This window comes from Ruegeria sp. HKCCA4633, assembly GCF_013034605.1.
In the GTDB taxonomy this organism is placed as follows: Bacteria; Pseudomonadota; Alphaproteobacteria; order Rhodobacterales; family Rhodobacteraceae; genus Ruegeria.
Genome location: NZ_WQGJ01000004.1, coordinates 143,482 through 156,135 on the forward strand (window position 1 = coordinate 143,482; position 12,654 = coordinate 156,135).

Genomic DNA, 12,654 nt, shown 5'->3' on the forward strand with positions numbered 1-12,654 from the left:
GTGCATCTGTTAAAAACTTCTATCCGGATTGATCCAGCACGGCATACCCTGCGTATCTCATTGTAAAATGTCACATAACGAGGCTGGAATGTTCGACGAAACCCGGGGTGTACGGAAGAAAATTGCGATTGTAGGTGCAGGCGTTTCGGGTCTCTCTGCCGCGTATTACCTTTCAGAAAACAACGACGTGACGGTGTATGAAGCCGAACCCAGGCTGGGTGGTCATGCCCGCACGGTGATGGCTGGCAAAAACGGCGACCAGCCGGTCGACACCGGCTTTATCGTTTTCAACTACGCAACCTACCCTTACCTGACGCAGCTTTTTGACGAGCTGAACGTACCCGTCACCAAAAGCGAAATGAGCTTTGGCGCGACCATCGACAATGGCCGCATCGAATACGGGTTGAACAATCTGCGCACGCTGACGGCGCAGAAACGCAATCTGGCGCGCCCTGCCTACTACAAGATGATTGCAGACATCATACGCTTCGGCAAAGAAGCGCCCGAGGCCGCCAAGGACGACGACACAACGATTGGTGAACTGGTCGATCAACTGCGTCTGGGTCACTGGTTCCGGCACAACTATCTGATGCCCATGTGCGGCGCGATCTGGTCCACGCCGGTTGAGTTCGTAGATCAGTTCCCGGCCCGTTCGCTTGTGCAGTTCTTCCGCAACCATGCGTTGCTGGCGAGTGGGCGTGCCAATCAGCATCAATGGTATACAGTCAGCGGCGGTAGCATCGAATACGTCCGCCGCATAGACGCCGCTCTGCGCGCACGTGGCTGCGACATCCGACTGGCCGCCCCGGTTCAACACGTTCATCGCGACGACATGGGCGTCAGCGTCACCAGCCAGGGGCATACGGATCAATTCGACGAGATCATCCTGGCGACCCACTCGGACCAGTCCCTCGCCATTTTGGGCGAAGGCGCAACCCCGGCCGAGGCCGCAGCTTTGGGCGCGATCCGCTATCAACCCAACACCGCCATACTGCACTGCGACCAACGCCAAATGCCCAAGCGGCGCGCGTGTTGGTCCAGTTGGACCTATCGCTCGCAAGCCGGAAATGTGGGCGTGACATATTGGATGAACAGGCTTCAGAACATCCCGGACAGCGATACCCTGTTTGTGACGCTGAATGCTTCATCAGAAATTCCCGCGGACAAAATCTATGATCAGGTCGAATTTGCCCATCCGGTATTCGACAAAGCCGCCCTGAAGGCACAAGGGCAAATCCGCGAGATGCAGGGACAGAACCGAACTTGGTTTGCCGGTGCTTATAACCGGCACGGATTTCACGAAGACGGGATTGCCAGCGCGATGCATGTCGTTGCGCAAATTAATGGCACCCCGCAAACCATCGGAGCTGACAATGGCATTTCTGGGAAAGACCCGGCCATCCCCGTGGCCGCCGAATAAGGGAATTTTGCGTGCAGCGTTACTGACCGTGGCGCTACTGGCCCCATCAGCAGCGCTGGCGTCGCCCGTGAACGAAGAGTTGAAGGACGCGCAACTGCGTGGCTCAGCGACTTTTCGATATCTGGGTCTGCCGCTCTATGACGCCAAACTCTATACCCCCGGCGGCGCTCCGTTTAGTTGGAGCGAAGACATCGGCCTGCAACTGACCTACCGCAAGAACTTCAAGAAGAAAGCGCTGGTCAACTCGACCCTGGACGAGATGGACCGGATCGGACGCTCTGCCCCGGTACGCAACCAATTGGACCAGTGTTTCAAAGCCGTGACCAAGGGGGACAGCTTTCTCGCGGTGTCCAACGGGCCGGATAACGTAAGCTTCTGGCTGAACGGGCAAAAAACCTGCACTATGTCCTATCCGGGCATCAAGCGTAGTTTCATGTCCGTGTTTCTGGGGGACAACACGCGATCGGCGTCGTTCACGCAGAAACTGCAGGGGCGCTGATGCTTTATCCTCGGGTCAGCCTGTATGCGCTGATGCTCGCTGCGGCGGGCATCCCGCTTTATATCCACCTGCCGCGCTTTGCGGCGGTGAATTTAGGTATTGGCCTGGGTGTAATTGGAACTGTTCTTCTGGTGATCCGCCTTGTTGATTTGGTTCAGGACCCGTTGATTGGCTGGGCAATCGACAAGTGGCCAAAGGGCCAGCTTGTATTTGCCTCTCTAGCGGCGTTGGGGTTGGCGGTCGGTTTCCCTTTGCTCTTTAGCTTGCCGCAGGGTGTCAGTGTCGCCGCGCTGATCGCGGTTTTGATCCTGCTGTTCTCGGCTTACAGCCTGGGAACCATCCTTTTGTACGGGCGCAGCGCAACTTTGGCGAAACGTCCAGACCCGCAAGAACTGATGACCTTGGCCGCCTTTCGCGAAGGCGGGCAACTGACCGGCGTGGTCATCGCTGCCAGCGCTCCAGCGCTTTTGGTTGCATTTGGCGCGCAAGCCCAAGGCTATCCTGCTTTTGGAGTGTTTCTGGGGCTGCTGTCAGTTCTGACCCTGCTGCTGACTATTCCGATCTGGAGGCGCACGCCAATCACCGGCACCGGTCTGTCTTTTGCAGGGCTGGGTCAGGCCGGAGGGTTGCGCCTGCTGGCGCTTGCCCTGGTTAACAGCCTGCCCGTAGCCATCACCTCGACCCTGTTTTTGTTTTTTGTTGAAGATCGGTTGCAACTGCCGGGCAAAGCAGGCCCGCTGTTGATCCTGTTCTTCCTCAGCGCGGGCGCAAGCGTGCCGCTTTGGGCCAAACTCTCCAACCGGATTGGCCCGAAACAGACTCTGATGATTGCCATGCCCCTCTCAATCGCAGGGTTTATCGGTGCCGCCACCCTGAGCGCTGGGAATCTAACCGGGTTTGCCGTGATCTGCCTTGCCTCGGGCGCTGCCTTAGGTGCGGATATGGTCGTGCTGCCCGCTATGTTCTCGGTCGTCTTGACCCGGGCCGGGCTGAACGCCTCTGCGGCGTTTGGCATCTGGTCTTTCGCAGGCAAGCTTGGCCTCGCCCTGGCTGCCTTTTTCACCTTGCCACTGCTGGAACGCAGCGGCTTCACCCCCGGTCAAGCCAATTCTGCTGTCGCGCTAGAGACACTCAACCTTGCTTATGCGGTGCTGCCCTGCATCCTCAAGCTCGGCGCGTTTGGAATGGTCTTGACCCTGCCCACCGAGGTCACAAGCAAATGAACGCTATCGCCATCATCCTGCTGGTCCTTTTGATCGCAGTTTTCATCCGCGCCCGTCTGCTGAGCTTTCGCGCGCAATCTCCATCCGACTACTCGGGAACCGGACCTGCCTTTTCACTGAAAGAGCATCTGAACGGAGAAATCCTGTCCGAAGGGCTGATTTATGGCCCCAATGGGAAGATGTCGAACAGCTTTGTCGCGCGCATGGTCGGCGAATGGAGCGGAAATTCGGGCACGCTGTCGGAATACTTCACCTATTCCAACGGCAAACAGATGAACCGAAAGTGGTATCTGACACTGGGCACCGGCAACACGTTCACCGCAACGGCGGACGATATCGTCGGTGAGGGTCAGGGCGTCATCTCAGGCTCAACCGTCAAACTGACCTATCGGATCATCCTGCCCGAAGATGCGGGGGGGCACACTCTGGACGTCACAGACTGGATGTATCTCACGGAACACGGCGTCATCATGAACCGATCCGAGATGCGCAAGTTCGGCCTCAAGGTTGCTGAACTGGTCGCTACGATGCGCCCTGCTCCCGATTTGAAAACCACGCACGTGCCAGGTGCAAACGGGTATGATGCGACATCCGAAGGGAAACCACTGCAATGAGTGTTTTCCGTACCCTTCTCACCTTTCTTGCCATAGCAAGCCTTGCGCTTTTGGCGGCCTGTTCCAGCAAGCCGAAGGTGCCCAAGACCTTCTTGTCCGACCGGCAACTGAATCTCGAAGAGTTCTTCGAAGGCAAAACGGTGGCCTACGGTCAGTTTCAGGATATTCTGGGCAATATCCCCCGCAGATTTACGGTGGATATCGACGGGACATGGGATGGTGAAACCCTGACGCTAGTCGAAGATTTCGTTTATGACGATGGCGCCACCGAACAGCGTATCTGGACGCTGACGAAAACCGGTGAGGATACCTGGACCGGTACAGCCCCCGGCGTGTTGGGCACCGCCAGCGGGATTGAGCGCGGTGATACGTTCAACTGGAAGTACAAGATCGACCTGCCGATCAAGGACGGGACGATGCGCGTCAAATTCGACGATTGGATGTGGTTGTTGGATGATGATCGGCTTCTTAATCGCGCCTACGTCTCACGCTATGGCGTACGTCTGGGCGAAGTGATCCTCTTCTTCGAAAAGCGATAGCCGAAGCGGGATCAACCGGTCTTCCGGAATCAGTAGAAAATAAACTCGTCTACCGGGGCTTGCACTGTTCGATTTTTACTGCCGTTCCTGTTCATGCCTGACCCATCCGGAACGGTTCCGTCAGAAGGAACTGTGTTCTCCAAATTTAGACGCGCTCGTTCAATCTGGCCCCAAAGGAAAAACAGACCATCCCGTTTGCCCACCATACCTGCAGGCACACTCGCCCGCACAACACGTTTTTTCGCCTGTCGCATTTGCGCTCTCACTGCCCCCGGTGTTGACCACCTTTTTCAAAAACCTATCGGGTTTGTTAGTCAAAAGCAATTTTACATAGGCAAAATAGCGCCCGGCGGCCTCTCCGACGTGGTCCTGTTACGAAAGCACCATTTAAAGGACCATTTGTTTTTGTCCTTACATGGGCGCCCAACGTGGTCTACCGAAGGTTGGAGGCCTCACGCAGCGATGGACCGATGGCGCAAAACCGCATTAGTAATAGGTTCGTGGCTGTACGAAATTCGCGCACGACCCGCAAAGGCTTAACGATCGCGCCTGACCCGCTTTCAAGAGACTCAAATCACGCCCAAGTCGCACACGCAGCTTGGTGAGCCATACATATAGGCCCGGTCGTCTTCGCACCAAACCCGCTTACTGAACGCCTTAATTTTGAAAAAGTGGTGAGCCGTGCAGGATTCGAACCTGCGACCCACTGATTAAAAGTCAGTTGCTTAAATTTGTTGAGTTACTCAGACCTGCTACCGATATTCAATACAAACAACGCATTCTCATCTTTTTGCAACGAACATCAGTTGGTTGATAGTCAGCATAAGTTCGTGTAAGCGTTGCAATGTGTTGCAGTTTTTGTTGCAAAATGGAGCCTGACATGAATGGTAACCGCAACCTCGTGAACTTCAATTCCGTGCCCGACCTCCGCAAAGCGGCCATCGGCACCTATGCCCACGATGGCGACCGCTTCCCCAACATGAAATTTCGCGTCGGTAAGACGAAACGGTCTTGGACGTATCGCGGGCGCATCAACGGTAAATTCAAATCCGTGGTTCTCGGGACGTTTCCCGACCTCACGGCGGCACAGGCGTTCAAGCGGATTGAGAAGGAAAAGGTGCACCATGGAAACGAGGCAACAACAAAAGTCGCGACCGTGCGCGACGCATGGGGCAAGTATCGCATCGACGCCCGTGCCAACAAGCGCGCGTCCGAGAAGCACCTCGACGACCTCGAACGCAAACTCGATGCCTATGCTTCCACCATCCTCGATACGTCGCCCACGCGCGTCTCAACGATGAATGTCCGAGATTGCCTGAACGAGATCGAATCCGTCGCCACGCGGCATCATGTCAAAGCGGCATTGTCGTCGGCGTTCTCGATGCTCGACATCACGACGCCCATCCAGCGCGGCAAGATCAAGCTGGCCCCGGTTGGCGACCGTGCGACACTTTGGGAGGAATATTGCAAGCGCCACCCAGACCAAGACCCTGAAGATTGGTCGCCCATCTGGAACGCGATCATGGCGCAGCGTGAGCGCAACGTGCTTCGCGGCACAGCGTGGATCGTGATGTTCTTCACAGGCATCCGTTCCGAAGACGTGCGCGAGTTGGAATGGAGTCAGGTGAACCTGCAACGCGGTGAGATTGAACTGATCCAAACGAAGTCGGGCATCGACCGCACCATCTCCATCTGCGATACGGTCGTCCGCGCGCTGACCGCGATACAGCAGTCGGACAGCAAGTTTGTGTTCCCAACGACATCAACGAAGACCGGCGAGACGATCCACCTCGATCATTTGGACCGTCTAAAGCATCCCGACAATCGCGAACCGATCCTGCGCCAACACGACACCCGCAAACATTTCCAAGAGGCGTCCAACGAAGCGATGCTGCCAGAGAATGTCATGTTGTTCCTGCGCGGCGACAAGAGCGCAAAAGGTGGACAGAAGATGCTGCTCAAGTATACCCGCCGCGTCGGCAAAACCGCGCCCGCAATGATCGAAGAAGTCATCCTCGAACGGATTAAGGTAACACCTGCTTTCTGACTTGAATGCGAGATAGGCGGCGACTACATATGACAACGCACCAATGCCCGTCGTGAGACGCGCGCACCGCGAAGGTGGGTGCCAGGCATCGCAGGATTGGCCGTGTTGGAAGCTGACTTGCAAGGATGTAAGACCCGCACCGACACATAGCAACAGTAGGGTCGTGCTGTTCCGAAAGGGACAACGATGGAGGTTGCTATGACGACTGAGTCCCCGAAAATCCGTGCGCTCGAGGAGCGCATCGAACTACTCGAGGCGCAGGCCGCCTTCCCCAAGCTGATGACCGCTAAGCAGGTGGCAAACGCTATCGGCATCGCCGAGGGCGTGTTCTACGAGTACAAGCAGCGCGGCGACGCGCCGCCCGCAATCTACTTCACGGCCCGCAATGTGCGCTACGACCGTGACGATGTGGTCAAGTGGTGGAACGAAAAGAAAGTGGGAGCAGGCGGCTGAACCTGCTCCCACGAGTGTGGTTGCGAGGAACATCACAACTGGTTGCGATGGCTCGCTTACCAGTGGTCGCTGGCAGATCGGAAGCGCAACGTGGGGTGTTTCCTAAGCCAAACCGGTGGGAACGCGTTGCCAGAGGATTGATGGCGCGGTAGCAATCTCAAGTATGAGAAGCAGTCGAGACTATTTTGATGAAGAATTTTCCCCACCAGTTCGCAAACGTAAATCGCCTGACGGAGGCTCTTCGAACGGCTTCGGAAACCATCGGAGCCGGACGAGATTTTGGACGCGATGATGTTTTCGGGCCTGAACTTGCAAGGAGTGGTGTCTACACTTTTCGCGGCGGTGGTGACCTAGATGCAAATTTGGCGGCGGAAGCCCTGAAACCACGCGCCAGCAGGGGCACCGAGACGGCAGCCCGCGAAATGCGAAGGTTTCTGGTTTTGGCGGGCTTTATTGACCACGATCCAATAGCGGGCACCTTTGATCTTACGCCAAAGGGTGCTGAGTTGCTTGCCGCAGACAGCGAGACAGTGACGAATGCTCTTTGGCGCGAGGCGATGCTTGCACTCGAGTTAGAGGACGCCGATGGAAACCGAAGTCATCCGTATCGGATTCTGCTTCGCCTCGTTAGCGACAACCCCGGTATCGACAATTTCAAGCTGATGCTGGCGTTTGAGAGTAGCGACGATTCTGAATCTGAATATGAGCGAATATCTGATTTGCTAGACCTCGATTTCGAGGCGTTAGTTGATGCAATTGGCGTCGGCGAGTCGAAAGCTAGGAACGCCGTCAAAATCTTGCCTAGCATTGCTGATCAAGTTGGCGATCTCCATCGGGAGTCCGGGATGAGCTATCCTAGCGCTAGCATCGAAATTGCTGAGGACAGCATTGAGCCAGTTTCGCGTAAAGCAAAGCGAAAAAAATCCGCGCCGGCATCTGGAAAACGGATCACCAAAGAAGTGGACAGCGGAACCATCGCGGCGACCCCGGAATTCAAAGAGGGTGATTCCGATGAATCCATGGTAGATTTGTCCGGTGCAATTGAACTCAGGAAGCGCCGAACGAAGCTGCACCATGAAGTGGTGAAGCAATTCGCAGAAAGAATGGAAGGGGAGGACTACAGGCTTTTCGAAGACCCGTTCGATTGCCTTGCGATCAAAGGAAGCACATCACTGCTGGTTGAAGTTAAGACCCTTGATGGGAGCCCGTCGGACGAGCGCCGCCAATCTGAGAAGGCGTTAGGGCAAATCAAGGGCTATGCGCACTTTGACCTGCCCGCTGAAGTAAACCCTTCGGATGCCGTTCAGATTGTTCTGTTTTCCCAAAAACCGAGGGAAGCGACCTTAGCCTTTCTGGTAGCTAATGAAACCGTGCCCATGTGGCGGAATTCAGAAGGGAATTTCCAGCTATTTGACAGCGACGGCGACGTTCTCGAGTTCGGCCCGGGATTCTTCGGGTAAAGTTCTACTTATCGGCCAACCTCGATCTGTTAGGCGCCGCTCTGCGATGACGCAATACTCTTCATTGAGTTCGACGCCTATGAAATCTCGGCCTTTTTCAAAGGCTGCAACGCACTCTGAACCCGAACCCGCAAACGGTATCAAGATTAGCCCATCTTTTGGGCAAAAATGATCGACTAGCCGTTCGGAGATTGCCAGCGGCTTTTGCGTGGGGTGGCCTACTTTCTCATCCTTAAAGCGACGCCCAGCCAGCGTTGGGATATTCCACACATCCCCAGCCAAACGTCCCTCTGGATTTGGAGTCCAAGTTTTTCCGTTTTTCTTGACGCTATACTTCAACCGGTCAGCGCTCTTGTACGGCTCACGAATCTCTCGGAAGTAAAAATCGTCAGATTTTGAGAACCATAATAGGGGCTCGTATGTCGCCCGGATATTCCGGTTGCCACAAAAGCCGTTCTCATAGTGCCATATTATTTGCCTCCGGTAGCGCATTCCAAGCTCGTAGAGTTGGACTTGGTTGAAGCAAATGTAGTGGCTAATCCCATAGAGCAAAATGCTCCCATTTGGCTTCAAAATCCGTTCGCATTCAGTCAACCAAGACCAGCACCAGTCCTTCCAATCGTCAAGGCTTTGCCAGCTGTCCGGCTTGCCGAAGTCTTTCTCGATTCCATAAGGCGGATCAGCGATCACGAGATCGACCGATCCGTCATTCAGGTATTTAAGTTGGTCGAGGACGTCGCCATTTAAGATGACGTTTTTTGGATTCGCCTGTGTCATTTCTTTTGGAGGATCATTGCATATTGGTGATGAATGTTCGGCACGAATGCAAAAGGATAGCCGTATGGGAAAACCCTTTTGAACTTTTGGTAGATGATTGTGACGCCCTTCAGCTTATAGGGGCCGTGGTCTTCTATCGCACGCGACAGGTCAGAATGAAAAAGATAGTACTGGTCTTTATTTCTAAAGTCTCCAACGATGACTACGGCATACTTTTTCGGCTTCAGCACGCGGGCAAGGGATCCAAAAAGAGCCCCTAGTTCATCAAGAAATTCGTCATATTCTTCGATGTTGGCAAGATCAGCTGTCGTATCGCCGTAGTTGTGATCGAGGCCGTTCGCCAACCGCTCCTGCTTTGCTTTGTGGTCAATTTTGTTCAGGATGCCCCAATAGGGCGGACTCGTAATGATGAAATCCACTGATTCATCGGGAATACCGGCCGCCAAAGTGCGTGCGTCACCCAGTCGGATGTCATGCTGAGTTTTCGACAGGAGTTTTTTCGGAACCTCGCTGTCGAGTCGAAGCTCGGAGAGTTCATGGAATTTCGGATTGAGTTCAAATCCAATCGAATTTCTCTCAATCGAAGCGCAAGCCTTCGAAGTGGAAGCGACACCGCTAAAGGGATCGAGTACGGTCTCCCCCTTCTTTGTAAAAAACTCAATGAAACGAGCGACATCTTGGTAGGAAAAGGGCGCGGGATGTTGCCTCTCGATCTGGGCGTCTTTGGAGCCCTTGCCTAGCCCCTTTTGTACCATCACGGAGACGGTGCGGGCGATCCACTCGCTGGCGGTGAGGTCGTTGAGCTTGTTGCGTGGATCGACGACCCTTTCGAGCTTTTCGGGTTCGATGTCGCCTGCTTCAACATTCATTGCTCTTGTCCCTCACCTGATCGTTTTGACTTCAATTGCTACATAAACACGGCCCAATGCGCAATGTATCTTGTTGCTGCAGACGCGCGGAACGCTACACTTAGTTACCTACAACGCAAGCTTGAAGCCACCTCCAACTTGTCGGTTGCTGACACATTGCGGTGACAAGGCTAAACATCCAGTTAGGATTCGCTACCGTGCTGAGATTATCTGACTGATGATACGAGCTTCTTGCTTTTGAGCTCGACGCTGTCGCATGACAAAATTGCCATTGTTGCAATTTTGTTGCAAAATTCGAAAACGGGAAGTGAAGTTGCAGCTCGTTTTTCGTTACATTTCAGTCTGTTAAAGTGGTGAGCCGTGCAGGATTCGAACCTGCGACCCACTGATTAAAAGTCAGTTGCTCTACCAACTGAGCTAACGGCCCACTCTTTTGCTGGATCTTCCTGATCCGTGGCGCTCTTTAAGACAAATCCCTGATCGGGTTCAAGTCCTTATTTTGCGCCTCGTTTCACCGATACATCTTATGTTTCCGGCGACCCGATAGGCGGCCTAATTAGGCAGGTGTCGCAGGGGGGTCAACCCCTTTTTTCACGATTCTGCGCAACAGGGTGGATTCATGTTCGGACCGGGGTTATATCGCCGCCATGCAACAGAGACTCGATACCGGTTTGCCCTTCATGAAGATGCACGGGCTGGGAAATGACTTTGTCATCGTGGATGCGCGCGGGTGCGATTCCCAGATTACACCGGCTCTCGCAAAGGGAATCGGCCATCGGCAGTTTGGGGTGGGTTTCGACCAATTGGCTGTAATCGAAAACGGCCAGGCGGACGCACATCTGGTCTTCTACAATTCCGATGGATCTACCTCGGCCGCATGTGGCAATGCAACACGCTGCATCGCGCGGTTTCTGATGGATGAGACCGGAAAGTCCGAACTGGCCCTGACAACCGAACGCGGTGCCCTCTTTGCAAAAGATGTCGGCAATGGTCTGACCTCGGTGAATATGGGACAGCCTCAACTGGACTGGCAGGACATACCGCTGGCGGAGGAGATGGACACGCTGGAGTTACCGATCGAAGGTGCGCCTACGGCAACCGGTATGGGCAATCCGCATTGCACTTTCTTTGTCGAAGACGCCGAGGCAATTCCGCTGAACGAGTTTGGCGCGCGTTACGAACACCATCCACTCTACCCAGAGCGCACCAACGTTCAAGTCGCACAAGTGACTGGCACGGACAGCATCCGTATGCGTGTTTGGGAGCGTGGTGTCGGGATCACATTGGCATCTGGCTCATCCTCCTGCGCGACGGCGGTTGCAGCCGCAAGACGCGGTCTCACGGGGCGCAAAGTTCAGATCGAGTTGGATGGCGGCACGATCTGGATCGACTGGCGCGAGGATGGAGTCTGGATGACCGGCCCGACAGCGCATGTCTTCTCGGGCACCATCACCCCTGAGTTCTTGGGGTCTTTGGGATGAACCCGCCCAAGTTCACCACTTTGGGCTGCCGCCTGAACGCCTATGAGACCGAGGCAATGAAAGAGCTGTCACAGCAGGCAGGTCTGACCGATGCTGTGGTGGTGAACACATGCGCGGTGACGGCTGAGGCCGTCCGCAAAGCCCGGCAAGAGATCCGCAAATTGCGGCGCGAAAACCCCAACGCCCGTCTGATCGTCACCGGATGCGCCGCCCAAACTGAACCCGAGACCTTTGCCCAAATGGAAGAGGTCGATGCGGTCATCGGCAATACCGAGAAAATGCAGCCCGCAACCTGGAAAGGCATGGCCGCCGATTTCATTGGCGAGACCGAGGCCGTTCAGGTTGATGACATCATGTCCGTGACCGAAACGGCGGGCCACCTGATCGACGGCTTTGGCACACGCTCACGCGCCTATGTGCAGGTTCAAAACGGCTGTGATCACCGCTGCACCTTCTGCATCATCCCCTATGGCCGCGGCAACTCTCGCAGCGTCCCTGCGGGCGTTGTTGTGGATCAGATCAAGCGGCTTGTGGACAAGGGCTACAACGAAGTGGTTCTGACTGGGGTCGATCTGACCTCGTGGGGGGCCGACCTGCCCGCAGAACCCAGGCTTGGCGATCTAGTGATGCGCATCCTCACACTGGTGCCAGACCTGCCGCGCCTTCGGATCAGTTCAATCGATTCGATCGAGGTCGACGAAAACCTGATGCAAGCCATCGCGACCGAGCCGCGCCTGATGCCACACCTGCACCTCTCGCTTCAGCACGGGGACGACCTGATTCTGAAACGGATGAAACGCCGCCACCTGCGCGACGACGCGATCCGATTTACCGAAGACGCCCGAAAGCTGCGCCCTGACATGACGTTTGGTGCCGATATTATCGCGGGGTTTCCTACGGAATCCGAAGAGCATTTCAAAAACTCGCTCAGGCTGGTCAAAGACTGCAATCTCACGTGGCTGCACGTCTTCCCATACTCCAAGCGTGACGGCACGCCTGCCGCACGAATCCCGCAGCAAATCAATGGAACGGTGATCAAAGACCGCGCGGCCCGACTGCGCGCGGCCGGGGATGCTCAGGTCTCAAAGCACCTATCGGAACAGATCGGCAAAACCCATCATATCCTGATGGAAAACCCCCATATGGGCCGGACCGAGCAATTCACCGAAGTGTCCTTCGCCACACCTCAGCCCGAAGGTCAGATCGTTACGGCTGCAATCACCGGACAGACTTCAAACCAACTCACTGTCTGATCCGCCCTTCATCTGGCCC

Annotated in this window: 12 protein-coding genes and 1 tRNA gene; 10 read left to right on the forward strand and 3 right to left on the reverse strand. The window is 55.3% G+C overall.

Going from position 1 to position 12,654, the window contains the following annotated elements; genetic code table 11:
* The first annotated feature begins 88 nt into the window (after positions 1-88).
* The 8 genes from GOV85_RS12005 (at position 89) to GOV85_RS12040 (ending at position 8,255) form a co-directional block, all read left to right on the forward strand.
* Positions 89-1,420 carry an NAD(P)/FAD-dependent oxidoreductase gene (locus tag GOV85_RS12005; protein ID WP_171178410.1) on the forward strand — a complete coding sequence of 444 codons (1,332 nt, stop codon included), beginning with the start codon at positions 89-91 and terminating at the stop codon, positions 1,418-1,420.
* 7 nt (positions 1,421-1,427) lie between these two features.
* Positions 1,428-1,919 carry a hypothetical protein gene (locus GOV85_RS12010; protein ID WP_253285892.1) on the forward strand — a complete coding sequence of 164 codons (492 nt, stop codon included), beginning with the start codon at positions 1,428-1,430 and terminating at the stop codon, positions 1,917-1,919.
* On the forward strand, positions 1,919-3,142 hold the full coding sequence (locus GOV85_RS12015) for an MFS transporter (RefSeq protein WP_171178414.1): 1,224 nt from the start codon (positions 1,919-1,921) through the stop codon (positions 3,140-3,142). Before GOV85_RS12010 ends, GOV85_RS12015 begins: the two co-directional genes overlap by 1 nt.
* Positions 3,139-3,756: a DUF3833 domain-containing protein gene (locus GOV85_RS12020; protein ID WP_171178416.1), complete on the forward strand. Its 618-nt coding sequence runs from the start codon at positions 3,139-3,141 to the stop codon at positions 3,754-3,756. The genes GOV85_RS12015 and GOV85_RS12020 overlap by 4 nt, the downstream gene beginning before the upstream one ends.
* Positions 3,753-4,295, forward strand: a complete 543-nt coding sequence (locus tag GOV85_RS12025) for a DUF3833 family protein (RefSeq protein WP_171178419.1) — start codon at positions 3,753-3,755, stop codon at positions 4,293-4,295. Before GOV85_RS12020 ends, GOV85_RS12025 begins: the two co-directional genes overlap by 4 nt.
* A gap of 880 nt (positions 4,296-5,175) precedes the next feature.
* Positions 5,176-6,342, forward strand: a complete 1,167-nt coding sequence (locus GOV85_RS12030) for a tyrosine-type recombinase/integrase (RefSeq protein ID WP_171178421.1) — start codon at positions 5,176-5,178, stop codon at positions 6,340-6,342.
* A gap of 198 nt (positions 6,343-6,540) precedes the next feature.
* Positions 6,541-6,795 carry an AlpA family transcriptional regulator gene (locus GOV85_RS12035; RefSeq protein WP_171178423.1) on the forward strand — a complete coding sequence of 85 codons (255 nt, stop codon included), beginning with the start codon at positions 6,541-6,543 and terminating at the stop codon, positions 6,793-6,795.
* Positions 6,796-6,983: 188 nt separating this feature from the next.
* Positions 6,984-8,255 (forward strand): hypothetical protein, encoded by a 1,272-nt coding sequence (locus tag GOV85_RS12040; protein WP_171178425.1) that lies wholly within the window; start codon positions 6,984-6,986, stop codon positions 8,253-8,255.
* Here GOV85_RS12040 and GOV85_RS12045 read toward each other — a convergent pair.
* The 3 genes from GOV85_RS12045 to GOV85_RS12055 form a co-directional block, all read right to left on the reverse strand.
* On the reverse strand, positions 8,202-9,032 hold the full coding sequence (locus tag GOV85_RS12045) for a site-specific DNA-methyltransferase (protein WP_171178427.1): 831 nt from the start codon (positions 9,030-9,032) through the stop codon (positions 8,202-8,204). The genes GOV85_RS12040 and GOV85_RS12045 overlap by 54 nt on opposite strands.
* Positions 9,029-9,901 (reverse strand): TRM11 family methyltransferase, encoded by an 873-nt coding sequence (locus GOV85_RS12050; RefSeq protein WP_171178429.1) that lies wholly within the window; start codon positions 9,899-9,901, stop codon positions 9,029-9,031. The genes GOV85_RS12045 and GOV85_RS12050 overlap by 4 nt, the downstream gene beginning before the upstream one ends.
* A 351-nt stretch (positions 9,902-10,252) precedes the next feature.
* Positions 10,253-10,328: transfer RNA gene (locus tag GOV85_RS12055), tRNA-Lys, on the reverse strand.
* Between the two features lie 220 nt (positions 10,329-10,548).
* Here GOV85_RS12055 and dapF point away from each other — a divergent pair.
* Positions 10,549-11,382, forward strand: coding sequence for a diaminopimelate epimerase (gene dapF, locus GOV85_RS12060; RefSeq protein WP_171178431.1), 834 nt, complete (start codon positions 10,549-10,551; stop codon positions 11,380-11,382).
* Positions 11,379-12,635 carry a tRNA (N(6)-L-threonylcarbamoyladenosine(37)-C(2))-methylthiotransferase MtaB gene (gene mtaB, locus GOV85_RS12065; protein WP_171178433.1) on the forward strand — a complete coding sequence of 419 codons (1,257 nt, stop codon included), beginning with the start codon at positions 11,379-11,381 and terminating at the stop codon, positions 12,633-12,635. The genes dapF and mtaB overlap by 4 nt, the downstream gene beginning before the upstream one ends.
* The last annotated feature ends 19 nt before the right edge of the window (positions 12,636-12,654 follow it).

Excerpts from the sequence above, each read along its gene's own strand:
- GOV85_RS12005 (WP_171178410.1), top strand. The coding sequence starts at position 89 with ATGTTCGACGAAACCCGGGGTGTACGGAAGAAAATTGCGATTGTAGGT.
- GOV85_RS12015 (WP_171178414.1), top strand. The coding sequence starts at position 1,919 with ATGCTTTATCCTCGGGTCAGCCTGTATGCGCTGATGCTCGCTGCGGCG.
- GOV85_RS12020 (WP_171178416.1), top strand. The coding sequence starts at position 3,139 with ATGAACGCTATCGCCATCATCCTGCTGGTCCTTTTGATCGCAGTTTTC.
- GOV85_RS12025 (WP_171178419.1), top strand. The coding sequence starts at position 3,753 with ATGAGTGTTTTCCGTACCCTTCTCACCTTTCTTGCCATAGCAAGCCTT.
- GOV85_RS12030 (WP_171178421.1), top strand. The coding sequence starts at position 5,176 with ATGAATGGTAACCGCAACCTCGTGAACTTCAATTCCGTGCCCGACCTC.
- GOV85_RS12035 (WP_171178423.1), top strand. The coding sequence starts at position 6,541 with ATGACGACTGAGTCCCCGAAAATCCGTGCGCTCGAGGAGCGCATCGAA.
- GOV85_RS12040 (WP_171178425.1), top strand. The coding sequence starts at position 6,984 with ATGAAGAATTTTCCCCACCAGTTCGCAAACGTAAATCGCCTGACGGAG.
- GOV85_RS12045 (WP_171178427.1), bottom strand. The coding sequence starts at position 9,032 with ATGACACAGGCGAATCCAAAAAACGTCATCTTAAATGGCGACGTCCTC.
- GOV85_RS12050 (WP_171178429.1), bottom strand. The coding sequence starts at position 9,901 with ATGAATGTTGAAGCAGGCGACATCGAACCCGAAAAGCTCGAAAGGGTC.
- dapF (WP_171178431.1), top strand. The coding sequence starts at position 10,549 with ATGCAACAGAGACTCGATACCGGTTTGCCCTTCATGAAGATGCACGGG.
- mtaB (WP_171178433.1), top strand. The coding sequence starts at position 11,379 with ATGAACCCGCCCAAGTTCACCACTTTGGGCTGCCGCCTGAACGCCTAT.